Origin of the sequence: Nonomuraea sp. H19, assembly GCF_052068215.1 — a bacterium.
In the GTDB taxonomy this organism is placed as follows: Bacteria; Actinomycetota; Actinomycetes; order Streptosporangiales; family Streptosporangiaceae; genus Nonomuraea.
Genome location: NZ_JBQHCV010000006.1, coordinates 396,185 through 420,807, shown reverse-complemented (window position 1 = coordinate 420,807; position 24,623 = coordinate 396,185). Strand labels below are relative to the sequence as shown.

Here is a 24,623-nt window from a genome sequence, read left to right as displayed (position 1 = left end):
ACCCAGACTACGCCCGCTCGTCTTACGAGCCGTCGCACCTCGTCGCACGGACTCCCACCCACCACACAAGTGCGCCACTGCGGGAGGCGCGCGGCCCGCCACGGCGCGCCGCTGTCCCGGGAAGCGAGCGCCGCACCGAGCCCGCCACGCCGCTGTCCTGGGAAGCGAAAGGCCGGGCGGCCCGAAAGAGCCGCCCGGCCTGGAGATCGCCAGGATGCGACCTAGGCGAGGCCGAGCTGCGCCTCGAAGCGGCCTTCCTCCAGACGGCGCTTCACCGTCGTCAGGAAGCGCGCCGCGTCCGCGCCGTCCACCAGCCGGTGGTCGTACGTCAGCGCCAGGTAGACCATCGACCGCACCGCGATGACCTCGCCCTCAGGCGTGTCGAGCACCACGGGCCGCTTCACGACGGCGCCGGTGCCGAGCATGCCGACCTGCGGCTGGTTGAGGATCGGCGTGTCGAACAGGGCGCCGCGGCTGCCGGTGTTGGTCAGCGTGAACGTGCCGCCGGTGAGCTCGTCGGGCGTCACCTGGTTGTTGCGGGTGCGCTCGGCGACGTCGGTGACCTTGCGGGCGAGACCGGCGAGGTTGAGGTCGCCGGCGTTCTTGACGACGGCCGCGAGCAGGCCGCGCTCGGTGTCCACCGCGATGCCGAGGTTCTCGACGTCGAAGTAGGTGACCTCGTTGGTCTCGTTGTTGATCGTGGCGTTGAGCTTCGGGTGCTGCTTGAGCGCCTCGACCGCGGCCATCGCGAAGAACGGGGTGAAGGTCAGCTTCACGCCCTCGCGGCGGAAGAAGTCGTCCTTCGCCTTCGCCCGCAGCCGCGCGATCTTGGTGACGTCCACCTCGACGACCGTCGTGAGCTGCGCGGCGGTCTGCAGCGACTCGACCATGCGCTTGGCGATGGTCTGACGCAGCCGCGTCATCTTCTCCGTACGGCCGCGCAGCGTCGTGTCGACCTCCACCGGCTCGGGCGCCGCGGCGATCGGCGCGGCCTGGGCCGCCGGAGCCGGAGCGGCGGCGGGAGCGGGCTGGGCGGCGGCGGGAGCCGGGGCGGCCGGCGCCGCGGCCTTCTCGCGCTGCGCCTTGGCCGCCTCCAGCACGTCCTGCTTGCGGATGCGGCCGCCCACGCCGGTGCCGTTGATGGCGTCGAGATCGACACCGTGCTCGTTGGCGAGCTTGCGGACCAGCGGCGTCACGTACGGGCTCTCACCCGACGGCAGCGGGGTGGGCTCGGCCGCGACCGGCGCCGGAGCAGCCTGCGGAGCAGGAGCAGGAGCAGGAGCGGGCGCAGGGGCCGGGGCGGGCTGCGCCGGAGCCGGCTGCGGGATCGAGGAGACCGGCGGGGCGGGCGCGGGCTCAGGCTCGGGTTCGGGCTGCGGAGCGGGCGCCGGGGCGGGGGCCGCCTCCGGAGCCGGGGCGGCCGCACCGGGCTGGGCGTTCTCGTCGATGATGGCGAGCTCCGCGCCGACCTCGACCGTCTCGTCCTCGGCCACGACTATCTTGGTGAGCACACCCGCGGACGGCGACGGAATCTCGGTGTCGACCTTGTCGGTCGACACCTCGAGGAGCGGCTCGTCGGCCTCGACGCGCTCGCCCTCCTTCTTCAGCCAACGGGTTACGGTGCCCTCGGTCACGCTCTCGCCGAGCTGGGGCATCTGTACGGAGACCGGCATCGTATTCTTCTCTCGCGTTCTGATCTCGAGGGCTGGACTAGTTGTGTACGTGCAACGGCTTGCCGGCCAGAGCCAGCATCGCCTCACCCATGGCCTCGGACTGGGTCGGGTGTGCGTGGATGAGCTGGGCGACCTCTGCGGGCAGAGCCTCCCAGTTGTAGATCAGCTGGCCTTCGGTGACGAGCTCTCCGATGCGCCGGCCCACCATGTGGACACCGACGACCGGCCCGTCCTTCTGCGCGATGACTTTCACCGCGCCCGCGGTGCCGAGGATCTGGCTCTTGGGGTTTCCGGCGAGGTCGTAGACCTGCTCGACGATCTCGATCCCGCGCTCGGCCGCCTGCGCCGAGGTGATCCCGACCGAGGCGACCTCAGGGTCGGAGTAGGTGATGCGCGGCACTCCGGCGTAGTCGATGGGCGGCGGGTTGAGCCCGGCGATGTGCTCGGCCACCATGATCCCCTCGGCGAACCCGGCGTGGGCGAGCTGCAGCGTCGGGATCAGGTCGCCGATGGCGTAGATCCCCGGCACGGACGTCTGGCAGTGCTCGTCGACCACGACCGCGCCGCGCTCGATGGCGATGCCCTGCTCCTCGAAGCCCATGCCCGCCGACACCGCGCCCCGGCCGACCGCCACCAGCAGCAGCTCGGCGTCGAGGGTCTTGCCGTTGGCCAGGGTGACGACCACCCCGGTCTCGGTGGTCTTGGCGCTGTCGAAGAAGACGCCCAGCTCGTATTTGATGCCCCGGCGGCGGAAGGCCCGCTCGAGCAGCTTGGAGCTGGACTCCTCCTCGGTCGGCAGCAGATGCGGCAGCGCCTCGACGATCGTGACCTCGGCGCCGAACGAGCGGTAGACGCTGGCCAGCTCGACGCCGATCACCCCGCCGCCCAGCACGATCACCGAGGTGGGCACGCGGTCCATCTTCAGCGTGTGCTCGCTGGTGATGACGCGCTCGCCGTCGATCTCCAGGCCGGGCAGCGTCTTGGGCGCCGAACCGGTGGCCAGGACGAGGTTGCGGCCCTCGTAGACCTCCGAGCCCACCTGGATCCGGTTGGCGCCGACCAGCCGGCCCTCGCCCTCGACGATCGTCACGCCCGCGCCCTTCAGCAGGCCCTGCACGCCCTTCCAGGCCCGCGTGACGATCTTGTCCTTGAACGTGTGGACGCCCTGGACGTCGATGCCCTCGAAGCGGGCCTTGACGCCGTACGCCTCGCTCTCGCGGGTCTCGTCGGCGACCTCGGCCGAGTGCAGCAGAGCCTTCGTGGGGATGCATCCCCTGTGGAGGCAGGTGCCGCCGATCTTGTCCTTTTCGATCAGGGCGACCGACTTGCCCAGCTCAGCCGCCCGAAGCGCGCAGGCGTATCCGCCGCTGCCGCCACCTAGGACGACGATGTCGTAGGCCACAGGAAGGCTCCTTGTCGGGGTGTTCGTGATGCCGTCATCTTTTCATTTGTTTCAGATGCTCGCGTGCCGCTCGGCGAGTCCGATGAGGGTGCGGGTGATGGCGCCCGTGCCGCCCTTCGGGGTGTAACCGTACGGCTCGCCCTTGTTGAACGCGGGTCCGGCCATGTCGATGTGGGCCCAGCGCACCCCGTCGGGCACGAATTCCTTCAGGAAGATGCCCGCGGCCAGCATGCTGCCCCATCGCTCCGGCTGGAGGTTGGCGATGTCGGCGATCGGCGAGTCCAGGCCCTTGCGCAGTTCCTCGGGCAGGGGCATGCCCCACGCGCCCTCGCCCGCGGCGCCGGCGGCCTCGACCACGAGCTCCCGGATGGCGTCGTCGTTGGCCATGACGCCGGCGGTGCGCCAGCCGAGCGCGACGATCTGGGCGCCGGTGAGGGTGGCCACGTCGACGATCACGTCCGGGTCGTCCTCGGCGGCCCTGGCGATGCCGTCCATGAGCACCAGGCGGCCCTCGGCGTCGGTGTCGAGCACCTCGACGGTCTTGCCGCTGTAGCTGTGGATGACGTCGGAGGGGCGCTGCGCGGTGCCGCTCGGCAGGTTTTCCGCCAGGCAGAGGTAGCCGACGGCGTTGACCGGCAGGCCGAGCCTGGCGATGCCGATCAGGGCGCCGAGCACGGCGCCCGCGCCGCCCATGTCGGACTTCATCCAGTCCATGGAGGCCGACGGCTTGAGCGACAGGCCGCCCGAGTCGAACGTGATGCCCTTGCCCACGAAGGCGAGGGTCTTGCCGGCCTCCGGGTGCTTGTAGGAGAGGCGGACCAGCCGCGGCGGGTTGCTCGAACCCTGGCCGACGCCGATGAGGCCGCCGTAGCCGCCGTCCTTGAGCTGCTCGTCGTCCAGCACCTCGACGCTCAGCCCCACCTTGCCGCCCGCCTCCTCGGCGATCTCGGCGAACTTGGCCGGCCACAGGTCGGAAGGAGGCGTGTTGACCAGGTCGCGCACCAGCGTCACGGAATCGGCCAGCACGGCCGCGCGCTCGGCGACGGCGTCCGGCTGCCCGGAGACGACGGTGAGCTCGGCCACCGGCGGCTTCTGCCCGCCGTTGGTGCGGTAGCGGGCGAAGGCGTAGGCGCCCAGCAGCCCGCCGAGCGCGACGGCCTCGGCCTCCTCTGGGGAGTCGGCCGGCAGGACGAGCGCGGCACGGGAGGTGCCCGCCAGGGAACGTACGGCGGCGCCGGCGGCGCGGCGCAGACCCTCGGCGTCGCAGGAGTCGCCCAGCCCCACCGCGACCAGCAGCGGAGCGGCGATGGCGCCGAACGTCGGCAGCTTGGCCAGCTCACCGGCCTTCCCGGAGAAGGCGACGGCGTCGAGCGAGGCGGCGAGCCTGCCGCCGAAGGCCGCGTCGAGGGATTCGGCACCCGTGGCGGGGCGAGGGCCTTCCTCGCCGGACCTGAAGCCGACGATCAACGCGTCGGTGTCAAGCGAGACGGGATCTGCTGAGTTCAGCCGCACAGTGGTCACGTAAACCGATGCTATCCAGGGTTTCTGCGTACTCACAAACAGGGGTTCATCCTACAAATCCTCAGTCAGTGTTTTCTGAGACATGGTGCTACTGTCATTGGCACCATGCTGCTGACGCTCGACCTCAATGACGCGCGGCCCCTGCACGAGCAGGTGGCCGGCGCCATCCGGCGCGCGATAGGCGAGGGCTCCTACGCGCCCGGAGACCGCCTGCCGCCCGCCCGCGACCTGGCCCAGGCCCTCGGCATCAACCCCAACACCGTGCTGCGCGCGCTGCGCGACCTGCGAGACGAGGGACTGCTGGAGTTCCGGCGCGGGCGCGGGGTCAGTGTCGCAGGCCGCGCGGACGGGCGCGCCGTGCTCGTGCAGCGGGCACGAGAGCTGCTGGAGGACGCCAGAAGGCACGGCTACGGCCGTGACGACCTCATCGCCATCCTCAGGGAGCTGCCGTGAACACGCGAGTGGCGACCGCCGCGTGGGGCGTGATCGTACGGGCCGGAGACGACCGGGTCGTCGTCCGGTTCGGGCGGCCGGGCCGGCCGGGGCGCGGGATCCCGCTGTCCGAGATCGCGTCCGCCTGGCCGGAGACCCGCCACCCGAGCCAGATCGGGGGCCGGGGCTTTCGCGGGCTGCCCGGAACCGCCACCATCATGCTGCGCGGCGGCGACTGCCTGGTGATCGGCTACCGATCCGGCGGACGGCTCGCGATCAGCATCGACGCCGCCGCGCACGGCGCGTCCCTCATCAACGCCCTCATCGCGGAGCGAGTGGAGCCATGAAAAGACCTCTTCTCATCTTCATCGTCCTGGCCTTCGGGCTGTCCTGGGCGGCGGTGCTGCCCATCTGGTTCGACGGCGGGCTGAGCTCGCCGATGATGTCCGGGCTGGCCACGCTGATGATGTTCACGCCCGCCGTGGGTGTGCTGGGCGTGTGGGCACTCTCGCGCACCCCGTTCAAGGAATGGGCCCGGCGGACGGGGTTGACGCTCGGCGAGCGCAAGGGTCGCACGGGTGCGATGGTGCTCGCCGCCTGGTTCGGCACCCCGTTCCTGGTCTTCCTGGCGATGGGCGTCAGCGCCGCGGTCGGGCTGGTGTCCCTGGACCTCGGGCGGCTCAGCCTGCTCAGGTCGGCGCTGCAGGGGCGGGGCATGGACGTGCCCGCGGATCTCGGCTCGGTGGCCGTGCTGCAGATCGCGGTGGGCATCCTCGTCGGTCCTGTGCTGAACGCGATCCCGGCGCTGGGCGAGGAGTGGGGGTGGCGCGGCTGGCTGGTGCCCCGGCTCGTGTCCACCAACGGGGTCCTGACCGGGCTGCTGCTGTCCGGTGCCGTCTGGGGTCTGTGGCACGCGCCGCTGACGCTGCTCGGCTACAACTACCCCCGGCTGGGGTCGTGGGCGGCGCTGTTCTTCATCGGCTTCTGCGTGCTGGCGGGGGTGGTGCTCGGCTGGCTGCGGCTGCGTACGGGGAGCGTGTGGCCCGCCGTCGTCGCGCACGGCTCCCTCAACGCCGTCGCCCCTGCCGCCATGCTGCTGGGCGACGCGGCCGCGCCGCCGAACGAGGTGCTGGTGGGGGTGACCGGCCTGGTGGGCTGGGTGCTGCTGGCGCTGGTCTGCGCGGCTCTGCTCCGCCTCTTTCCGATACGCCCGCTGCAACCGGCCTCCGAGCCCGCCGCATAGAGGCCCGAGGCCGCCGCCCGCAGCCGAGCCCACCTGGTCAGGTGAGCACCGCGCACGCCACCAGCGCGGCGGCCGTGGCGGTCTCCACCAGCGCGCCCAGGACGTCGCCGGTGACGCCGCCGAGCCGTCGCCCGGCGTGCCGGAGCAGCAGCAGCGCGGCTCCGAGCCCGGCGAGCAGGCCGAGCGGCAACGCCAGCCCCGCCGCACCCGCGCCGGTGGCCAGGCCGAGGGCGGCGGTGGCGACCAAGGCGGCCAGGGTGACCAGCCACGGCGCGGAGGGGCGTACGGTGCCCGCGACCATCGCGCCCAGCCCGTCCGGCCGGGCGGCGGGGACACTCGCCCGGCAGGCCCATGTCAGCGCCAGCCGCCCCGCCACGCAGGCGGTCACCAGAGCCGCGAACCCGGCCTCGGCCAGCGCGGCCGCCTGGATGAGCAGGGTGAACACCAGCGCCATCACACCGAACGGCCCGATGTCCGACTTTTTCATGATGTCGAGCGCCTGGCCGGCGGGCTTGCCGCTGCCGAGCCCGTCCGCCAGATCCGCCAGCCCGTCCAGATGCAGCCCCCGGGTCAGCACGGCCAGCAGCCCGAGCGCCAGCGCCGCCGCCAGTAACGCGGGCGCGGGCAGCAGCAGCGGGAGTCCGGCGACCGGGCCGAGCACCAGCCCGACGACCGGCGCCAGCGTCATCGCCTGTCGCGCGACCTCCCGGTCCACCCGCTCGACCCGTACGGGGACGACGGTGAGCGTGCCTACGGCGAATCGCAGCCCGTGTACCAAGGACATAACCGCGCATCCTAGGTCCCACTAGTGTGGCGGGATGCACGTGGTTGAACTCGAAGGCGTAGGTGTCCGGGCCGTCGGCAAATCGCTGCTGGACGCGGTGGACTGGCAGGTGGACTACGGCGACCATTGGGCGATCCTCGGGCCCAACGGCGCGGGCAAGACGACCCTGCTGTCGCTGGCCGGCGCCGTACGGCATCCCAGCGAGGGCACGGTCAAGGTGCTCGGCCACCGTCTCGGACGGGTCGACGTGCGGGAGTTGCGCCGCCACATCGGCCTGGTCACCTCCAGCCAGCGGCTGATCGACGAGGAGCTCATGGAGGAGGAGGGGGCGACGGCGCACACCGTGGTGCTCACCGGGCACACGGCGACAAGCGTTCCGCTGTGGGACAAGTACGGCGAGGCCGAGCGGGACCGGGCGCTGCGCCTGCTGGCCGACTTAGGGTGCAAAGATCTGGCGGACCGGCCGTTCCGGGTGTGCTCGCAAGGGGAGCGGGCCAGGATCAGGGTGGCCAGGGCGCTGATGGCGGACCCGGCGGTGCTGCTGCTCGACGAGCCCTTCGCGGGGCTCGACCTGCCGGCGCGCGAAGACCTCATCAGCGCCGTCGAGGACCTGGCCACGACCAGGCCCGTGCTCACCACCGTGACCGTGACCCACCACCTGGAGGAGGTGCCGGCGACGACGACGCACGCCATGCTGATGCGCGACGCCAGGGTGCTGGCCGCCGGTCCTGTGGCGGACGTGCTCACCCCGGCCAACCTCTCCGACTGCTTCGGCCGCCCCCTGCACGTGGACCGCCTCGACGGCCGGTGGTACGCGCGGGCCGTGCGCCCGTAGCTCACACCCGGGCAGGCGCCACCGGCTCACAGTTCGAGCAGGCGTCCCGCCACGACCAGCGCCACGTACTCCGACTCGGCGGCGAGGCGCTCGTTGAGCCGGCCGAGCTCGTCACGGAAGGCACGCCCGCTGGCCGTCGCGGGAACCACGCCCATTCCCACCTCGTCGGACACGGCCACGACCGGCTGCGGCGCCTGCCGCCAGGCCGCCACGAGCTCGTCGCAGCGCCGGGCGACCGGGGCGCGGTCGCCCTCCCAGGCCCCGTGCTCGTCGAACACCGCCGCCAGCCAGGTCCCGAGCCCGTCGATCAGCAGCGGCGCGATGGCCTTCCCGATCGTCGCGGCCAGATCAGTGGTCTCGACCGTGGCCCAGTGCGCGGGCCGCCGCGCCTGGTGCGCCCGCACCCGCGCGGCCCACTCGCCGTCGCCCGCGCCGCCGGGTCCGGTCGCGACATAGATGACGTACGGCTCCGCCGCCAGCCGCAGCTCGGCCTCCGCCGACTTCCCCGACCGGGACCCGCCCAACAGCAGCGCCCGCCGCACGGGTGGCCGTGCTCGGCCGGGCAGGCCGCCCGTGGCCTGCCCGGCGGTGATCTCCAATTCCGTCCCATCCGGTACGGCGACCGCGCCCCACAGCCGCAGCCGCCTGGCGAGCTCCTCCTCGGACCGCGCCCGGTGATCGAGCCAGCCGGCCACCACCAAGGTCGCCGCGTCCACCAGTCCCGCCCGCCGCGCCTGCCCGAGCCGCTCCGGCCGGTCGAGCAGGTCGATCAGCACCAGGTCGTACCGCGCGGGCCCCTCCGCGGGCAGGTCCCGCCCCGGCGGCACGCACAGCAGCGCGGCGCCGTCCGGGCACGTCAGCCCGAGGCCGCCGGCCCAGGGCCGGTAACCGCGGGGCACGTCGAGGAAGGGAAAGGGGACGGCGCCGTCCGCGATCAGCTCGAACCGGCGGCGGTGGGCGGACGGCGGCCCGGCGCAGGCGGCGCACCCGCAGCCGGGCTCGGGCAGGCCGGCGCCGCCGGCCGTGCCGGAGAGAAGGACCTTCACCGGGCCGAGCGTACAAAGAGCGCCGGACGCGTGCCCCCTGCCGGCCCGCCGACCAGGCCGTGCCGTCGCTCTGCCGGCTGCTCCACGGGCGCGCCGCATGGGGATCGGCCGTGCCGGGAACGCGTTGGCATCGATTGAACTCCAAGGTCAGGAGTAGTGTTCCAGTGCCGTCGGAAGGTGCGCCGGCGAACCCGCGGAAAAGGAGCGTATGGCATGACATGGCGGTGGCGTTATGAAAATGCAAATGGTGGTGAGGTGACGGACCGCCCTTTGCCGCGAGAGGTTTTTCCGAGCCAGGCGGACGCGGAGTCCTGGCTCGGCGAAAATTGGCGTGACCTGCTCGAATCCGGTGTCGAGCAGGTGGCGCTGCTCGATGAGGATCGCGTCGAATACACAGGATTGTCATTGCGTCAGGAGTGAGTCCGGAATAACAGAAAAACCCCTTGAGCGCTGTTGTGCTCAAGGGGTTTTGGGGTCACCCGGGGTTATGGGCGCTGGCGGGGGCTCGCCGTCTTGGCCGGGTCGCGCTCGACGACCGAGCCGAGCGCGTCGTCGATCCGCCGCAGCACGTCGGCCTCCAGCTTGACGCCCGACGCCTTGACGTTGTCACGCACCTGCTCGGGACGGCTGGCGCCGACGATGGCGCTGGAGACGTTCGGGTTCTGCAGCACCCAGGCGATCGCGAGCTGGGCCATGCTCAGCCCCAGGTCGGCGGCGATCGGCTTGAGGTCCTGCACGCGGCCCAGCACGTCGTCGTTCATGAACCGCGCGATCATGGCGCTGCCGCCGCTCGCGTCGGTCGCCCGGGAGCCCTCCGGCGGCTGCTGCCCCGGCAGGTACTTGCCGCTGAGCACGCCCTGCGCGATCGGCGACCAGACGATCTGGCCGACCCCCTCCTTCTCGCTCAGCGGCACGATCTCGGACTCGATGACGCGCCACAGCATCGAGTATTGGGGCTGGTTCGAGATGATCCGGTCGAAGCCCATCTCGTCGGCGATCTTCAACGCCTGGGCGATCTGGTCGGCGGTCCACTCGCTGACGCCGATGTACAGGACCTTGCCCTGGCGTACGAGGTCGTCGAACGTCTTGAGCGTCTCCTCAAGCGGCGTCTCGTAGTCGAAGCGGTGCGCCTGGTACAGGTCGACGTAGTCGGTCTGCAGGCGGCGCAGCGAGGAGTTGATCGACTCGGTGATGTGCTTGCGCGACAAACCGCGGTCGTTCTGGCCGGGTCCGGTCGGCCAGTAGACCTTGGTGAAGATCTCCAGTGATTCCCTGCGCACGCCCTTCAGTGCCCGGCCCAGCACCTCCTCCGCCTTCGTCGCCGCGTAGACGTCGGCGGTGTCGAAGGTCGTGATGCCCTCGTCGAGCGCCGCCTGCACGCATTCCTTCGCGGCGTCCTCCTCGACCTGGGAGCCGTGGGTGAGCCAGTTTCCATAGCTGATCTCGCTGATCTTGAGACCGCTGCGACCAAGGTATCGGAATTCCATGCACAGGACTTTAGTCCCGGCGCATCGGGTGATCCGTTTCGGGATAGGGTGCGCGACGTGCTGAAGCTCGTACGGCTGGCGCTGACGACGGCCATCCTGACCGCGATAGCGGTACGGCTGCGCCGCCGCGCCCGCATGCCCGGCAAGCAGCCCGCGCCCGTGCCGCCGAGACCGTCACCCGGCCCGCGGATGGGCCTGGCGTGGGCCGCCATCGCGGCGATCGTGGCGGTGACGGTGGCGGCCGCGCTGATCCCCGCGGAGGCGGAGAGTACGGCCGCGGCGGCCTGGCGGGCGTACCAGGCCGAGCAGGCGGCTCTCACGGTGGGTCAGCGCGTGGTCATTCTCACCAACCCGTCCGTCACGGCCACGCCGCCGCCGGTTAGCACTGTCCCCACCCAACCGCCGGTCCAGACCCCCGGCCCCGACTGCTTCGCCGCCCGGCGCCCGGTCACGGTGCGGCCGATCGACCCGAAGATCAAGCGGGCGGTGGACCGGCAGTGGCGGCGGATCGAGCGGTGGCTGACGGCGAACGCGCCCCGGACGTACCGGACCCTTGGCAAGCCCGGCAGGGCGCGCACGATCGCGATCGCCGAGTCCCAGATGGGCGTGGACTTCCCCGACGACCTGAGGGCCTCGCTGCTGCGCCACAACGGCATGTCAGGCGCGGTGGAGACGCAGTTCGCCGTCGGCGTTCACGAGCTGTGGGGCGTGCGCGTGATCCGCGACCTCTGGCGGGAGCAGTGCGCGCGGGACCGGCTTCCCGGGCGGCTCATTCCGTTCGGCGGCAGCGGGCTGGAGCTCGATCCGGACAGCGGGCGCGTGGTGAGGCCGGTCGCCGGCCCCGACCCGATCTGGCCCTCTTACCACGCGATGCTCCGCGACGTCGCCGACGCCGTGGACAGGGGCGGTGACGTCAGGGGGTGGCGGCCGGTCGTGCGGCGCGGGTGGCTGGAGTGGGCGGAAGCGCCCTGACGGGCCGCCGTGGCTACCGTCCCCGAGCCCACGACGGCCACGACGGCTACGACGGCCACGCCGAACAGCGCGCGCGCCGTCCACGACGGACGCGCCGCGCCGCGCCGCCGCGCACCTGGACCGGCGCCACGATGACCGCGCCGCACGGCGGCGCCAGATGGCAGAGAGCGGGCGTCCGCGGCGGTGCGGTTACTTCTTGGGCGGCACCGGCTTGCCGCCAGGCAGCACCGTGGGCGGCGGGAAGCGCAGGCGGCGGATCTGTAGCGCCCGCATCGACGCGTAGAACCCCACTCCTCTGAGGCTCTCGTCCGGCAGCTTCAGCGCCACCTCCTTCTTGACCTTCCAGGCCACGTAGACGGAGGTGAACAGCACGCCGATCATCATGATGGGCCAGCCGATCGTCACCACGTAGCCCAGCACCTGGGCGCGGATCGCCATCGGCCAGGGGACCCACGTGGCCAGCAGGATGAGGAGGGAGAATGGCAGGAAATACTGACTGGGAAGCCGCCGCGCGTCGACCCAATCACGCGCGAATTTGCGCGCGGGGCCCTTGTCGCGAACGGGGAGATACCGCTCGTCGCCGGCGAGCATGCCCTTACGGGCCCTGTCGCGCTCGGCGGCCTGCTTGGCCCGCATCTGCCGATAGGCCTCTTTACGGTCCTTCGGCGCGTGCACGGGCTGGCGCCGTTTGCTCTCCTGCTCCCGGCGCTTGGGTGTGGGACGACCTTTACCTTGGGGCTTAGGATCGTCAACGGGGACGGGGGTGTCGTCCACTGAGGTCTGGGAACGGCGTCGCAACACGACGTCAACCCTACCTGGACTGCAACTTAGTGACGCCCCCGTGCGTTATGCGTAGGGTAATCCCAAGGCGGCTGCGCTGCATTGGGTGACCACCAGCACGACCTAGAAGGGGACGGCCGACGCGCATGAGCGTGATGAAGAGACTTTCGATGATCTTCAAGTCCAAGGCCAACAAGGCTTTGGACAAGATGGAGGATCCGCGCGAGACCCTGGACTACTCCTATCAGCGGCAGCTCGAGTTGCTGCAGAAGGTGCGCCGGGGAGTGGCGGACGTCGCCACGTCGCGCAAGCGGGTGGAGCTGCAGATCAACGGCCTTGAGCAGTCCGCCAGGCGACTGGAGGAGCAGGGCCGCAAGGCGCTGTCCGTCGGCCGCGAGGACCTCGCCCGGGAGGCGCTGCAGCGGCGGTCCAATCTGCAGACGCAGATGGCGGACCTCAAGGTCCAGCACGACAACCTGCAGGCCGAGGAGGAGAAGCTGACCACGGCTTCCCAGCGGCTGCAGGCCAAGGTCGACTCCTTCCGCACGAAGAAGGAGACGATCAAGGCGACCTACACCGCCGCCGAGGCGCAGACGCGCATCAACGAGGCGTTCTCCGGCATCTCCGAGGAGATGGGCGACGTCGGCCTGGCGATCCAGCGTGCCGAGGACAAGACCGCTCAGATGCAGGCCCGCGCAGGCGCGATCGACGAGCTGCTGGCCAGCGGCGCGCTCGACGACTACACCGGCACCCGCGGCGACGACATCCAGGCCGAGCTCGACCGCATGGGCGGCGGCATGGACGTGGAGCTGGAGCTGGCCAAGATGAAGGCCGAGCTGGGCCAGGGCCCCGCGCCGCAGGGCGCCATCGAGCCGGGCCAGCCGCAGCAGCAGGCCCAGCCCCAGCAGCAGGCTCACCCGCAGCAGCAGGGCCAGACCCAGCAGCTGCGCCAGCCCGGGGAGAACGCATGATCGTAAGAATCATGGGCGAGGGCCAGGTGGAGATCTCCACCGACGACATCGCGGTGCTCAACGAGCTCGACAGCGAGCTCGAGGCGGCCATCGACACCGGCGACGAGCAGGCCTTCCGCACCAAGCTGCACGCGCTGCTCGACAAGGTGCGCCACGTGGGCAAGGCGCTCCCCGACGACAGCCTTGAGCCGTCAGAGCTGATCCTTCCCCCCGCGGACGCCTCGATCGAGGAGGTCCGGGAGATGCTGGGCGACCAGGGCCTCATCCCGGGCTGAGCCGTGAAAGCGCGGTTCGCGTCCGACCGCGGCCTGACCAGCCGCATGGTCGTGACGATGTTCCTGCTCGGCCTGCTCTACGTCGTGTTCGCCGGCGTCCTGATCGCCCTCGGCGTACAGGCGCTGACCGTGCTGGTGCTCGCCGGGGGCCTGCTGCTCGCGCAGTATTTCCTGTCCGACCGCATCGCGCTGTTCGCGATGCACGGCAGAGAGGTCTCGCCGCAGGAGGCCCCGGAGCTGCACGGCCTGATCGACCGGCTGTGCGCGCTCGCCGACATGCCCAAGCCGCGGGTGGCGATCGCGGATTCCGACGTCCCCAACGCGTTCGCCACCGGCCGCAACCAGAAGAAGTCCGTCGTCTGCGTGACGACCGGCATCCTGCGCCGACTGGAGCCCCAGGAGCTCGAAGGAGTGCTCGCGCACGAGCTCTCGCACGTCGCGCACCGCGACGTCGCCGTCATGACGATCGCCTCGTTCCTCGGCATCGTGGCCGGGCTCATGACCAGGTTCGCCCTCTACACGGGGCTCGGCGGCCGCCGCAACGGCGGCCAGGGCGGCGTGCCCGTGGGAGCGATCATCCTGCTCGTCTCGGTCGTCGTGTACGCCGTCAGCTTCCTGCTCACCCGCGCCCTGTCGCGCTACCGCGAGCTGGCCGCGGACCGGGCCGGCGCGCTGCTCACGCAACGACCCTCCGCCCTGGCCGGCGCGCTCACCAAGGTGACCGGCGACATGGCCCGGATCCCGACCCGCGACCTGCGCGAGGCGGAGCCGTTCAACGCCTTCTACTTCGCCCCGGCGCTGGCCAAGGGGGAGTCCCTGGCAGGCCTGTTCTCCACCCACCCGCCGCTGGAGCGGCGGCTGGCGCAGCTCGCGGACATCTCCAAGCAGCTCGGAAGGGGCTGAACCCATATGGGCTGGCTCGACGCGTTGCTCGGCCGGTCGAAGCCGGCCAAGCCCGACCTCGACGCGCTGTTCGCGCTGCCGTCCGCGGCCGTGACGCTGCAGGCCGCGACCGGCCTCGAACCCACCGGCCAGGGCTCGGTGTCCTTCAGGGCCGCCGAGGGCGGCGCGTTCGCCACGCTCGAACGCGACGTCAAGGCGCTGCTCGGCGAGCGCGTCGAGGAGTCCGACGACGGCTACGGCTACACCTGGCTGCTGGTGCGCCGCCCGCCCGACCAGCTCAGCGACCTGGTCACCGAGCTGCACGCGGTCAACTCCTCGCTGGAGTCGGCCGGGTTCGGACCCTCGCTGCTGTGCTCGCTGGCGTCGTTCGCCGACCCGGACGGCCACCGGCTGGCGATCGTCTACCTGTACAAGCGGGGCACGTTCTACCCCTTCGCCCCGCTCGATGGGCAGAAGCGGGACACCGCGCTCGAACTCCAGGTCAGAGGCGCGCTGGAGGGCGAGCTGCCGCTGGAGGCGGAGCTCAACCGCTGGTTCCCCGTATGGGGCGCTCCCGGACTGTGATCGCGCCGGGTGATCTAATGATCACGTGGAGCGAAGGTTGTACGTCCTCGCGGCTTCCGCGTTCATCGTGGCGGCCGTGCTGGCCAGCGCCTGGATCACCGGCCAGTTCACCACGCCGGCGGTCGACATGACCAACGGGTACGTCAGCGAGCTGGCCGCCATCGACCAGCCCTGGACGCGCCTGTTCCGGGTCAGCGACGCGCTGGCGGGTCTGGCGTGCGCGGTCGGTGTGGCGCTCGTGCCGAGGGCGGCGCGAGAGTGGCCGGGCTGGCTGGCGCTGGCCGCGTTCGCGCTCCTCACCATCGTGGCCGGGCTGTTCCCGCTGGACTGCGCCGCGCTCAGCGACCCGGGCTGCGGGCAGCGGGGCATGTCCTGGGGGCACCGCGCGCATCTCCTGGCCGGAACGCTGGCCACGGCCGCCGTGCTGGCCGCCATGGCGCTGCTCAGCGCGCGGTGGCGGTCGTGGGTGTCATGGCTGTTCACCTGGCTGAGCCTGGCCGCCACGGCGCTCACCGGAGCCGCTCTGGCCGACGGGCACAGCGTGGGCGTCGCGCACCGCGCGCAGCTGGCCCTCATCGCGACCTGGCTCGTGTACGTGGCGCTCCGCCTGCTCGTCGGGGACCCGTGCCCCGCGGAGCACGGCATGCCGCACGTGGTCGAGGAGGGCGAGGGGCCCGCGGTGCTCATCACGGCGGGCCCGGCGGGAGCCTGGTTCCACTGGGACGCGGTGGCGCGGGAACTGGCCAGGAGCCGCCGCGTCATCCGCTTCGACCGCCCCGGGCTCGGCCTGAGCCCGTGCTCGCCCGCCCCGCCGACGCTGTACGACGAGGTCGCCCGCCTGGCCGCGCTGGCACCCGCCCACCCGGAGCGGGTCACCGTCGTCGCGCACGGCGTGGCCTGCTGGCACGCCGAGGCGTTCGCCAGGATGCATCCGCTGCGCGTGGCCAAGCTCGTGCTCGTGGATCCGGCCTGCGCGGGGGAGCGGGGGCCGCTGGCCTTCGCCAGGGCCGCCGGCGGCTGGCTGCCCGCGCTGGGCGGCACGTGGGCCGCCACCGCCGTGGCCCGCCTCGCGGGGCCCGCCGCGCACCGGCTGCTGACCGGCGTGCCCGACCCGATCGGCGTCTACCGCATGGGCAAGGTGCCCGCGGCGGTGGCCGGGGAATGGCTCGCGCGCCGCGACATGGCCGCCGAGCTGCGCCGGATCAGGGCGGACAAGCCGTTTCCCGACGTGCCCGTCACGGTGCTCGGCGCCGGCGGGTGCGCCGAGCGGCTGGCCGCGGACCTCGGAGGCAAGCTCGTACACCGGCCGGAAGGCGGGCGGCAGGTCCAGATCGACAACCCCGGAGCGGTGGTCGAGGTGGTGTCAGACGATTTCCCTGACGGGTGACGGGAACGGGGCCACCCACCAGAATGGCGGCAAAGACGCCATATGTGGGGGTTGTCGATGCCGGACCTCGCGGACCGGAGGCCAGAGGATCCCGCGTCGGTGGGCGAGTACACCGTGGCCGGGCGGCTCGGCGCGGGCGGGCAGGGCATCGTCTACCTCGCCACGGCCCCGGACGGCACCAAGGTCGCGCTCAAGCTCCTGCGCGCCGAGCTGGCCGGCGACGCCGAGGCGTCGGAGCGGTTCGTCCGCGAGGTGGCGCTGGCCAGGCGGGTGGCGTCGTTCTGCACGGCGCAGGTCATCGAGACGGGGTTGTTCGGCGGGCGGCCGTACATCGTCAGCGAGTACATCGACGGCCCCACCCTCGCCGACGTCGTACGCACGCAGGGACCCCGCTCGGGCGCCTCCCTGCACCGGCTCGCGATCGGCACCGTCACCGCCCTGGTCGCGATCCACCAGGCGGGCATCGTGCACCGCGACTTCAAACCGTCGAACGTGGTGCTGGCCCCCGACGGCCCCCGGGTGATCGACTTCGGCATCGCCAGGGCGCTCGACTTCGCCTCGACGCTCACCGGGGCCGCCATCGGCACGCCCTCGTACATGGCGCCCGAGCAACTCGCCGAGGCGGCCCCCGGGCCGGAGTCGGACATGTTCGCCTGGGCGTGCACGCTGCTGTTCGCCGCGTCGGGGGAGCCGCCGTTCGGGCAGGACAGCCTGCCCGCGGTGGTCAACCGGATCCTGCACACCGAGCCCGACGCCGGCGCCATCGAGGATCCGCGGCTGCGCGCGCTGGTACGGGATTGCCTGGCCAAAGAGCCCGCCGGGCGGCCGTCGGCGAGCGAGGCCCTGCTGCGCCTGCTCGGCCGCACGCCCGCCGCCCAGCCCTCCGGCCTCCTCCACCAGGGCAGCGCCGCCGCGGCCCCGGGCGGCTCGGCGCCGGGCGATCCCGCAACGATCACGGCGCGCCGGGCCACCGGCTGGATCGTCGCGGGCGTGCTGGCGCTCGTGGCGGTCACGACGTTCGCCGCCATCCGCCTCGACGCCCAGCGCGCGGGCATCACCTCCACCGCCGCTCTGACCACGGCGGCGGTGACGACCTCCGCCGTGCCGGCGCGCCGTTCCATCGCGCTGCCCGGCACGTCGGTGCGGATCGAGGAGAGCGAGGGCGACCCCGTCAAGCTCGCCTCCTACACCGTGAACCGCGGCAAGCGCCTCTATGTCAGGGCACACGCGACCGGCGCCTTCACCTCCGACACCCGTTACTTCGAGTACGCCCTGGACTCCAGAACCAACCTGGCCCTCGGCACCGACGTGGACTACAGCAGCGACTACTACGCCACCGTGTCGATCGTCGACCACGTCACCGGCGAGAAGCGCATCGTCAAAGTGAGCCCCAAGCCGGTCTTCCCCACCACGCCGCGCTGGTCGCCCGACGGCAAGTACGGCCTGGTCACGCTCCACAGGGGCACCGACGGCGAGACCGCCGAGTACGGGTTCGGCATCATCGACGTCGCCTCCGGCAAGGGACGTGCGTTCCAGATCAAGGAGAAGGGCGCGGGGGAGTGGCGCTTCTTCTGGGACGCCGGCGGCCGGTCGGTCGGCACGTGGGCAGGCGGCGCGATGACGTTCTACGACCTCAACGGCAAGCTCCTGCGTACCCTGCCGGACGTGGGGTCGCCGGTGTGGGTGGAGGGCGACGACATCGCGCCGGGGGGCACCCGCTTCCTGGCCCACTGCACCACGGCCGGCACCGCGCTCTGCGCCCGCTCCAGCGCGGGCGACGACACCGGGCCGATCATCATCCCGTTCGCCGCCCACAGGGTCATCGGATGGTGGGACGACGACCACCTGGCGGTCTGGCGGACCGGGGGCGCCGGGTACGAGGCCGTCGTGATCGACATGTCCGGCCAGGTCAGCCGGGTGCTGGCGACCGCGCCCGACAAGGCCGAGTTCGACAAGATGGCCTTCCGCTTCACCCGCAGCGCCGCATAGGTCCTTCTGGGTCCTTGCGGCGCCGCAGAAGCGATCTAGGATCGAGGCGGAAGGGAGCAGGCGTGGACATCACCGTTGTCGGCGAGGGCGCCGTCCTGGCCGCGCCCGACATCCTGCGGCTGCACGCGGGCGTCGAGGTGCGCAGGGCGTCCGCCGCGGAGTCCTTCGCCGCCGCCAGAGCCGCCGCCGCCCGTCTCGCCGAGGCGCTGCGCCAGGCGGGGATCGCGGCGGAGGACGTACGGACGACCGAGCTGTCGCTGGGACCGGAGTACGAGGCCTACCCGAAGGTGGCCGCGTACCGCGCGGCGCAGAGCGTCGAGGTCGTCATCCGCGACCTGGCCCAGGCCGACCGCATCATCGACACGGTGGCCGGGGTCGGGGAGGAGGCCAGGCTCAACGGGGTGGCGTTCGAGCTGTCGGATCCGGCCGGCGTGCTGAGGGAGGCCAGGATCAGGGCGTTCCGCGACGCCGCCGCCAAGGCTGGGCAATACGCGGAGCTGGCCGGGCGGCCGCTGGGGCGGGTGGTCTCGGTGAGCGAGGACGTCAAGAGCGGTCCGCAGCCGCTGACCATGGCCGCGGCGGCAGCGGAGACCAGCGCCTCCATCAGCCCCGGCCGCCAGACCCTCACGGTCACCGTCCAGGTCGGCTACGAGTTCGCATAGGGGGGCCGACCCGGACGCCACCTGGCACGAGGACGACGCCCGCAACCCGCGCAGCGGACTGGGTGATCAGCCGGGGCGCCGGTGAAGCGCACGCCCCGGTCAGCGGTGGCTGTCGTAGGTCCGGCGGGCCGCGGTGATCACGGGAGCGGCGCGGCGGGCCCAGGCCGTGAGCGCTTCCAAAGGCTCGCGGATGTCCTCGATCAAGGGCGTGGTGGCGTACTCCACTCGCGGTGGGGAGTCCGGATGGACGGTGCGGGTGACGAGCCCGTTGCGTTCCAGGTCGCGCAGGCTGACGGTGAGCATGCGGCGGCTGATGCCCTCGATCGCCCGCTCCAGCTGGGTGAACCTGCGCGGTCCCGCGCCCAGCTCCACAAGCACCTGGGCACTCCACTTACCGCCGATCAAGGCCAGCACCTCGGGCAGCGGGCAATCCTCCGGGCCGGCCCCGGCCCCGGGCTGGTCTGTTACCGCGATGTTCCGTTGCGACAAGAAAGTGCCTCCTTCCGGACCGTCTGATCATGCTTCACGATGGGTCCCGTTACAAGTTGTAACGTTCCTGCGTACAAGCCCATGGAGGACGTGTGCCCATCGCCCGCAGCAACGGTTTCAAGATTTCCTACGAGGTCGCCGGCGACGGCCCCCCGGTGGTGCTCCACCCGGGCATGTTCCAGGACGCGGCGCATTGGGCGCACAGCGGATACACCGCGGCCCTGACGGCGGCCTACACGGTGATCGCCATCGACCCTCTGGGGCTGGGCGGCAGCGACGCCCCGCACGAGATCGCGGCATACGCGCTGGAACGGCGCGTCGCGGTCGTCACGGCCGTCCTCGATGAAGTGGGCGCCGATCGCGCCGCGTTCTGGGGATACTCGCTGGGGGCCATGACCGGTTACGCGGTCGCCGCGCACGCGCCGGAGCGGCTGACGCGCCTGGTCGCCGGCGGCTTCGATCCCATCGGCGGCTTCCGCTCGGCGATCGAGCCCACGCTGCGGCGATTCGGCCTGCCCGCCGACAGCGACGCCTACTCCTTGGTGAAGCAGGGCGCCGCCGCCGATCCCTATCAGGCCGCGCTGATCGGCTCCGGCGACCTGGGTGCCTTCCTCGCCAATTATGAGGCGTTCTCGCGCGAGCCCGGCCTCCATGCCGAGCTCGCGGCCTCAGGGGTGCCCATGCTGCTGTACGCGGGCACCGAGGATCCCTGGCATGAGCCGATGCGCGCATTCGCCGCGCGGACCGGCGCCGGCTTCTTCTCCTTGCCCGACGCCGATCACAAGGGTTGCTGGGACAGGTCCGCGGAGGTGCTCCCCCAGGTGCTGGCGTTCCTGACCGGCGGCGCTTAGGGGAGGGCGAGCATGCGGTCCAACGCGACCTTGGCCCAGTGCGTGGTGTCCTCGTCCACCGTGATCTGGTTGACGACGTCGCCCAGCACCAGGGACTCCAGTGCCCACACCAGGTGGGGCAGGTCGATCCGGTTCATCGTCGAGCAGTAGCAGACCGTCCGGTCCAGGAACGAGACGTTCTTGTCGGGGAACATCTGCGCCAGCCGCTTGACCAGGTTCAGCTCCGTGCCGATCGCCCAGCTCGAACCGGCCGGTGCCGCCTCGAGGGCCTTGATGATGTACTCGGTCGAGCCCACGTAGTCAGCCTTCAGGACGACCTCGTGGCGGCACTCCGGGTGCACGAGGACATTCACGCCGGGGATGCGGGAACGTACGTCGTCCACGGACTCGGCCGTGAAGCGGCCGTGCACGGAGCAGTGGCCGCGCCACAGGATCATCTTGGCGCGCTCCAGTTGCTCCTGGGTCAGGCCGCCGTTCGGGCGGTGCGGGTTCCAGACCACGCAGTCGTCCAGGGACATGCCCATCTCCAGCACGGCCGTGTTGCGGCCCAGGTGCTGGTCGGGCAGGAACAGGACCTTCTCGCCCTGCTGGAACGCCCAGTCCAGGGCCCGGCGGGCGTTGGAGGAGGTGCAGACCGCGCCGCCGTTCCTGCCGCAGAAGGCCTTGATGTCGGCGCTGGAGTTCATGTACGTGACCGGAATCACCTGATCGGCCAGTCCGGCGTCCTCCAGGGCCTCCCAGCACTCCTCGACCTGGTCGAACGTGGCCATGTCGGCCATCGAGCACCCGGCTGCCAAGTCCGGCAGGATCACCCTCTGGGCGCCGGAGGTCAGGATGTCGGCGGACTCGGCCATGAAGTGCACGCCGCAGAAGACGATGTACTCCGCCTCCGGCCGCGCCGCCGCCTGCTGGGCGAGCTTGAAGGAGTCGCCCGTCACGTCGGCGAACTGGATGACCTCGTCGCGCTGGTAGTGGTGGCCGAGCACGAACAGGCGATCGCCGAGCGCCTCTTTGGCCTTGCGGGCCCGTTCCACCAGGTCGGGGTCGGACGCGGGCGGCAGCTCGCCCGGGCACTCGACACCCTTCTCGCTGTGCGGATCGGCGCCACTGCCGAGGACGAAGAGCGGCAGCCCAGTCTGGGTGGCCATGACCACACCCCCTTATCGTCGGTTTGACGATACTCATCATGACACATGGCCGAACCCGTTTATTCCGAGGGAGGGGCCATGGGGAATGTGTGGCATGCCGCAGGTGTTGGTAGCGTCATTAGTAGGACGTCGGAAACAGACAGCCGGGTTAGGGAGTCAGCAGATGACGGTTGAGAGCAGCGAGACCACGACGCAGGGCCTGGTCCTGACCGACGCGGCCGCCGCCAAGGTCAAGAGCCTGCTTGAGCAGCAGGGCGAGGAAGGTCTGCAGCTGCGGGTCGCCGTGCAGCCGGGTGGATGCTCCGGCCTGCGCTACCAGCTCTTCTTCGATGATCGCTCGATGGACGGCGACGTGGTGACGGACTTCGGCGGCGTCAGCGTGGTCACCGACCGGATGAGCGCTCCTTACCTGATGGGCGCCACGATCGACTTCGTCGACACGATCGAGAAGCAGGGTTTCACCATCGACAACCCCAACGCCACCGGCTCTTGCGCCTGTGGCGACTCGTTCAACTAAGTCGCCGGCACGAGGTCCCGCTCGCCTTTGTGCGCGCGGGACCTTCGCGTATTCTCGTGGGGCTCATTGGCTTGCTGACAACGAGGAAGAAGAATCCCGTGCGCATCGCCGTTACCGGCTCCATCGCGACAGACCACCTGATGACCTTCCCAGGAAGCTTCGGCGATCAGCTCATCGCCGAGCAGCTCGACCGGGTGTCACTCTCGTTCTTGGTCGATGACCTGCAGATCCGGCGCGGTGGCTGCGCCGGGAACATCGCGTTCGGCATGGGCTGCCTCGGCCTCCGGCCCATCCTCGTGGGCGCCGTCGGCAACGACTTCGCGGACTACCGGTCGTGGCTGGAGCGCCACGGCGTCGACTGCGACTCCGTGCACATCTCGGAGACCCGGCACACCGCCCGCTTCCTGTGCACCACCGACGAGCACCACAACCAGATCGCCTCCTTCTACACCGGGGCCATGGCCGAGGCCCGGCTGATCGAGTTGCAGCCCGTCGCCGACCGCATCGGCGGCCTCGACCTGGTGATCATCAGCCCCAACGACCCCGAGGCGATGCTGCGGCACACCGACGAGTGCCGCCAGCGCGGCATCCCGTTCGCCGCCGACATCTCCCAGCAGCTCGCCCGCATGGCGGACGAGGAGATCCGCCAGCTCGTCAGCGGTGCCGCCTACTTGTTCTCCAACGACTACGAGAAGGGCCTCATCGAGCAGAAGACCGGCTGGTCCGACGAGGAGATCCTCGACCGGGTCGGCGTCCGCGTCACCACGCTCGGCCCCAAGGGCGCCGTCATCGACCGCAAGGGCGAGCCGTCCATCCAGGTCGCCCCCGCCCCCGAGCAGGGCAAGGCCGACCCGACCGGCGTCGGCGACGCCTTCCGCGCCGGGTTCCTGTCCGGCCTGGCCTGGGGGCTGCCGCTGGAGCGGTGCGGCCAGATCGGCAACCTGACCGCCACGCACGTGCTCGAGCGGGTGGGCGGACAGGAGTACGAGCTCGGCCAGAAGGGCTTCCTCGAGCGCTTCGCGGCCGCCTACGGCGCCGCCGCGGCCGAGGAGATCGCTCAGCACGTGCGCTGCTACCACCCCTGAGGACCCCTGCCGAGTCGTAGATCGCCCCGCCGCGCGTCGATGCGCGTGGCGGGGCGTCTTTGCGTGGCGGGGCGTCGAGTGGCGGGGCGTCGATACGCGTGCCGGGGCGTCAATGGTGGGTGACGCGTACGGGGAGGCCCGTTTCCAGAAAAATCAGTAGTTGCGCCTGACGTGGATCGCCCACCCGCCATCGGGCAGCTCGTACGAGCCCACGTGCTTGTGTGACTTCAGCCTGCACCACGCCGGCACGTCCGTGAACGCCGCGGGGTCGTCGGCCAGCACGGCCACGACGCCGTTGAGCGGGACGTAGTTGATCTGCTCAGCGAGCATGATGATGGGGATCGGGCACTTCTTCCCGAGCGCGTCGATCGTCAAAGCCGGCTGGGTAACCTCGGTCATGCGACTCCTGCGTCCTGGCGGATGCGGCGCACCAGATCGGGCAGCACGTCGAGGAACCTGTCGACCTCGGCCGCGGACGTGCCCCTGGGCAGCGACACCCGGACATTTCCATGCGTCAGCACGCCCATCGCTTCTAGAACGTGCGATGGACGAAGCGTACTAGCGGTGCACGAACTTCCGGACGATACGGCGAATCCCGCCTTGTCCAATTCGCCCAGCAGGGCCTCTCCGTCGACGTACAGACACGAAAAGGTCACGATGTGCGGCGCCCGGTCGACCGGGTCGCCGATCACCTCCACGTCGGGGACGATCTTGGGAACCGTCTCCCTGATCTTGCTGACGAGCTCGGAGAGCCTCGCCTGCTCCTGCGCGGCCTCGGCGGCCATCGCGCGCAGGGCCGCCGCCGCGGCCACGATGCCCGGCACGTTCTCGAACCCCGGCACCCGCCGCCGCTCCCGCTCGTCCTCCGGCAGGAACGAACGGAACCGCGTGCCCTTGCGCACCGCCAGCACGCCCACTCCGGCCGGCCCGCCCCACTTGTGCGCGCTGGCGGTGAGCACCGACCAGCCGGGCGGTATCGGCATCCGGCCGGCCGTCTGCGCCGCGTCGACCAGCAGCGGAACACCGTGCGCGCGGCACGCCGCGGCCGCCTCCGCCACCGGCTGAAGGGTGCCGACCTCGTGGTTGGCCGTCTGCAGGCAGGCCAGCGCGGTGCCGGGCCGCGACACGGCCGCGGCGAACCGGTCCAGGTCGACGCGCCCGCTCAGGCTCACGCCCACCGTCTCCACCGTGCCGCCGTCGCGTTCGTGCACCCCGCCGGCGTGCAGCACGCTGGAGTGCTCGACTGCGCTCGTCACCAGGTGGCGTCCGGCCCTGCGCCTGCCGTGTAGGGTGCCGAGGACGCCGAGATGCACGGCCTGCGTGCCGGATGAGGTGAACGACACCTCGTCGGGCCGCGCGCCGAGCGCCTCGGCCACCTCCGTGCGGGCCTGCTCCAGCAGCAGGTGCGCGCGGCGGGCCTGGCCGTAAAGTCTCGCGGGGTCGGCCCAGCCGACGTCGATCGCCGCCAGCAGCGCCTCGCGCGCCTGGGGGTGGAGCGGCTCGCTCGAAGCCGCGTCGAAATACGCCACGAGACCTATCGTCCCACTTCCAGCCCCATCGAGGGGTCGGGAGGTGAGGCGAGACACCTGCACGCTAATGTGTCTGCA

27 protein-coding genes are annotated in these 24,623 nt (G+C 71.4%); 16 read left to right on the top strand and 11 right to left on the bottom strand.

Annotated features, from left to right (window positions below):
* Positions 1–221: 221 nt before the first annotated feature.
* Genes sucB through ACTMTI_RS16070 form a run of 3 tightly spaced genes read right to left on the bottom strand, consistent with a single transcriptional unit; the run spans position 222 to position 4,596 of the window.
* A complete protein-coding gene (sucB, locus tag ACTMTI_RS16080; protein WP_441121126.1) occupies positions 222–1,673 on the bottom strand; it encodes a 2-oxoglutarate dehydrogenase, E2 component, dihydrolipoamide succinyltransferase in 1,452 nt (483 codons plus the stop codon).
* A gap of 37 nt (positions 1,674–1,710) precedes the next feature.
* Positions 1,711–3,075 (bottom strand): dihydrolipoyl dehydrogenase, encoded by a 1,365-nt coding sequence (lpdA, locus tag ACTMTI_RS16075; protein WP_441121125.1) that lies wholly within the window; start codon positions 3,073–3,075, stop codon positions 1,711–1,713.
* Positions 3,076–3,126: 51 nt separating this feature from the next.
* On the bottom strand, positions 3,127–4,596 hold the full coding sequence (locus ACTMTI_RS16070) for a leucyl aminopeptidase (RefSeq protein ID WP_441121124.1): 1,470 nt from the start codon (positions 4,594–4,596) through the stop codon (positions 3,127–3,129).
* A 105-nt stretch (positions 4,597–4,701) separates the two neighbouring features.
* Here ACTMTI_RS16070 and ACTMTI_RS16065 point away from each other — a divergent pair, with 105 nt between their 5' ends.
* Genes ACTMTI_RS16065 through ACTMTI_RS16055 form a run of 3 tightly spaced genes read left to right on the top strand, consistent with a single transcriptional unit; the run spans position 4,702 to position 6,271 of the window.
* Positions 4,702–5,049, top strand: a complete 348-nt coding sequence (locus ACTMTI_RS16065) for a GntR family transcriptional regulator (RefSeq protein WP_441121123.1) — start codon at positions 4,702–4,704, stop codon at positions 5,047–5,049.
* Positions 5,046–5,375, top strand: a complete 330-nt coding sequence (locus tag ACTMTI_RS16060) for a hypothetical protein (RefSeq protein WP_441121122.1) — start codon at positions 5,046–5,048, stop codon at positions 5,373–5,375. Before ACTMTI_RS16065 ends, ACTMTI_RS16060 begins: the two co-directional genes overlap by 4 nt.
* On the top strand, positions 5,372–6,271 hold the full coding sequence (locus ACTMTI_RS16055) for a CPBP family intramembrane glutamic endopeptidase (protein WP_441121121.1): 900 nt from the start codon (positions 5,372–5,374) through the stop codon (positions 6,269–6,271). Before ACTMTI_RS16060 ends, ACTMTI_RS16055 begins: the two co-directional genes overlap by 4 nt.
* A 37-nt stretch (positions 6,272–6,308) precedes the next feature.
* Here the strand turns inward: ACTMTI_RS16055 and ACTMTI_RS16050 are convergent, their stop codons facing one another.
* Complete coding sequence (locus tag ACTMTI_RS16050; RefSeq protein WP_441121120.1) at positions 6,309–7,055, bottom strand: adenosylcobinamide-GDP ribazoletransferase; 747 nt, start codon at positions 7,053–7,055, stop codon at positions 6,309–6,311.
* A gap of 34 nt (positions 7,056–7,089) precedes the next feature.
* On the opposite strand from ACTMTI_RS16050, the gene ACTMTI_RS16045 reads away from it, so the two are divergent.
* Positions 7,090–7,890 (top strand): ABC transporter ATP-binding protein, encoded by an 801-nt coding sequence (locus ACTMTI_RS16045; RefSeq protein ID WP_441121119.1) that lies wholly within the window; start codon positions 7,090–7,092, stop codon positions 7,888–7,890.
* A gap of 26 nt (positions 7,891–7,916) precedes the next feature.
* Here ACTMTI_RS16045 and ACTMTI_RS16040 read toward each other — a convergent pair whose 3' ends face one another.
* Positions 7,917–8,936, bottom strand: a complete 1,020-nt coding sequence (locus ACTMTI_RS16040) for a bifunctional adenosylcobinamide kinase/adenosylcobinamide-phosphate guanylyltransferase (RefSeq protein ID WP_441121118.1) — start codon at positions 8,934–8,936, stop codon at positions 7,917–7,919.
* 213 nt (positions 8,937–9,149) lie between these two features.
* Between ACTMTI_RS16040 and ACTMTI_RS16035 the strand changes: the two genes are divergently transcribed.
* Positions 9,150–9,356, top strand: coding sequence for a hypothetical protein (locus ACTMTI_RS16035; protein ID WP_080041212.1), 207 nt, complete (start codon positions 9,150–9,152; stop codon positions 9,354–9,356).
* Between the two features lie 65 nt (positions 9,357–9,421).
* Here ACTMTI_RS16035 and ACTMTI_RS16030 read toward each other — a convergent pair whose 3' ends face one another.
* Positions 9,422–10,423, bottom strand: a complete 1,002-nt coding sequence (locus ACTMTI_RS16030) for an aldo/keto reductase family protein (RefSeq protein WP_441121117.1) — start codon at positions 10,421–10,423, stop codon at positions 9,422–9,424.
* Positions 10,424–10,480: 57 nt separating this feature from the next.
* On the opposite strand from ACTMTI_RS16030, the gene ACTMTI_RS16025 reads away from it, so the two are divergent.
* Positions 10,481–11,395 (top strand): SMI1/KNR4 family protein, encoded by a 915-nt coding sequence (locus ACTMTI_RS16025; RefSeq protein WP_441121116.1) that lies wholly within the window; start codon positions 10,481–10,483, stop codon positions 11,393–11,395.
* Between the two features lie 189 nt (positions 11,396–11,584).
* Here ACTMTI_RS16025 and ACTMTI_RS16020 read toward each other — a convergent pair whose 3' ends face one another.
* A complete protein-coding gene (locus tag ACTMTI_RS16020) occupies positions 11,585–12,169 on the bottom strand; it encodes a DUF3043 domain-containing protein (protein ID WP_441121115.1) in 585 nt (194 codons plus the stop codon).
* Positions 12,170–12,321: 152 nt separating this feature from the next.
* Here ACTMTI_RS16020 and ACTMTI_RS16015 point away from each other — a divergent pair, with 152 nt between their 5' ends.
* The 7 genes from ACTMTI_RS16015 to ACTMTI_RS15985 all read left to right on the top strand — a co-directional run bounded on the left by ACTMTI_RS16015 (position 12,322) and on the right by ACTMTI_RS15985 (position 18,926).
* Complete coding sequence (locus tag ACTMTI_RS16015; RefSeq protein ID WP_441121114.1) at positions 12,322–13,146, top strand: PspA/IM30 family protein; 825 nt, start codon at positions 12,322–12,324, stop codon at positions 13,144–13,146.
* On the top strand, positions 13,143–13,421 hold the full coding sequence (gene pspAA, locus ACTMTI_RS16010) for a PspA-associated protein PspAA (protein ID WP_441121113.1): 279 nt from the start codon (positions 13,143–13,145) through the stop codon (positions 13,419–13,421). The genes ACTMTI_RS16015 and pspAA overlap by 4 nt, the downstream gene beginning before the upstream one ends.
* A 3-nt stretch (positions 13,422–13,424) precedes the next feature.
* A complete protein-coding gene (htpX, locus tag ACTMTI_RS16005; RefSeq protein WP_441121111.1) occupies positions 13,425–14,324 on the top strand; it encodes a zinc metalloprotease HtpX in 900 nt (299 codons plus the stop codon).
* A 6-nt stretch (positions 14,325–14,330) separates the two neighbouring features.
* Positions 14,331–14,888, top strand: coding sequence for a PspA-associated protein PspAB (gene pspAB / locus ACTMTI_RS16000; RefSeq protein WP_441121110.1), 558 nt, complete (start codon positions 14,331–14,333; stop codon positions 14,886–14,888).
* Between the two features lie 25 nt (positions 14,889–14,913).
* The gene (locus tag ACTMTI_RS15995; protein ID WP_441121109.1) at positions 14,914–16,275 is read left to right on the top strand and encodes an alpha/beta fold hydrolase; all 1,362 of its coding nucleotides are present in this window, start codon (positions 14,914–14,916) and stop codon (positions 16,273–16,275) included.
* A gap of 99 nt (positions 16,276–16,374) precedes the next feature.
* Positions 16,375–18,264, top strand: coding sequence for a serine/threonine-protein kinase (locus tag ACTMTI_RS15990; protein WP_441121108.1), 1,890 nt, complete (start codon positions 16,375–16,377; stop codon positions 18,262–18,264).
* A gap of 62 nt (positions 18,265–18,326) precedes the next feature.
* The gene (locus ACTMTI_RS15985) at positions 18,327–18,926 is read left to right on the top strand and encodes an SIMPL domain-containing protein (RefSeq protein WP_441121107.1); all 600 of its coding nucleotides are present in this window, start codon (positions 18,327–18,329) and stop codon (positions 18,924–18,926) included.
* 99 nt (positions 18,927–19,025) lie between these two features.
* Here the strand turns inward: ACTMTI_RS15985 and ACTMTI_RS15980 are convergent, their stop codons facing one another.
* The gene (locus ACTMTI_RS15980; protein WP_441121106.1) at positions 19,026–19,415 is read right to left on the bottom strand and encodes a winged helix-turn-helix transcriptional regulator; all 390 of its coding nucleotides are present in this window, start codon (positions 19,413–19,415) and stop codon (positions 19,026–19,028) included.
* A 92-nt stretch (positions 19,416–19,507) separates the two neighbouring features.
* Here ACTMTI_RS15980 and ACTMTI_RS15975 point away from each other — a divergent pair, with 92 nt between their 5' ends.
* Positions 19,508–20,266, top strand: a complete 759-nt coding sequence (locus tag ACTMTI_RS15975) for an alpha/beta fold hydrolase (RefSeq protein WP_441121105.1) — start codon at positions 19,508–19,510, stop codon at positions 20,264–20,266.
* Here ACTMTI_RS15975 and nadA read toward each other — a convergent pair.
* A complete protein-coding gene (gene nadA / locus ACTMTI_RS15970; protein WP_441121104.1) occupies positions 20,263–21,414 on the bottom strand; it encodes a quinolinate synthase NadA in 1,152 nt (383 codons plus the stop codon). The two genes, ACTMTI_RS15975 and nadA, sit on opposite strands and share 4 nt — an antisense overlap.
* Before the next feature lie 163 nt (positions 21,415–21,577).
* On the opposite strand from nadA, the gene erpA reads away from it, so the two are divergent.
* Together erpA and ACTMTI_RS15960 are read left to right on the top strand one after the other, a co-directional pair.
* Positions 21,578–21,931 (top strand): iron-sulfur cluster insertion protein ErpA, encoded by a 354-nt coding sequence (erpA, locus tag ACTMTI_RS15965; protein ID WP_441121103.1) that lies wholly within the window; start codon positions 21,578–21,580, stop codon positions 21,929–21,931.
* A 98-nt stretch (positions 21,932–22,029) separates the two neighbouring features.
* Entirely contained in the window at positions 22,030–23,016 is a 987-nt protein-coding gene (locus tag ACTMTI_RS15960; protein WP_441121102.1) for a carbohydrate kinase family protein, read from the top strand.
* 153 nt (positions 23,017–23,169) lie between these two features.
* Here ACTMTI_RS15960 and ACTMTI_RS15955 read toward each other — a convergent pair whose 3' ends face one another.
* A complete protein-coding gene (locus ACTMTI_RS15955) occupies positions 23,170–23,415 on the bottom strand; it encodes a sulfurtransferase TusA family protein (RefSeq protein ID WP_441121101.1) in 246 nt (81 codons plus the stop codon).
* On the bottom strand, positions 23,412–24,545 hold the full coding sequence (locus ACTMTI_RS15950; RefSeq protein ID WP_441121100.1) for a cysteine desulfurase family protein: 1,134 nt from the start codon (positions 24,543–24,545) through the stop codon (positions 23,412–23,414). The genes ACTMTI_RS15955 and ACTMTI_RS15950 overlap by 4 nt, the downstream gene beginning before the upstream one ends.
* Positions 24,546–24,623: the final 78 nt, after the last annotated feature.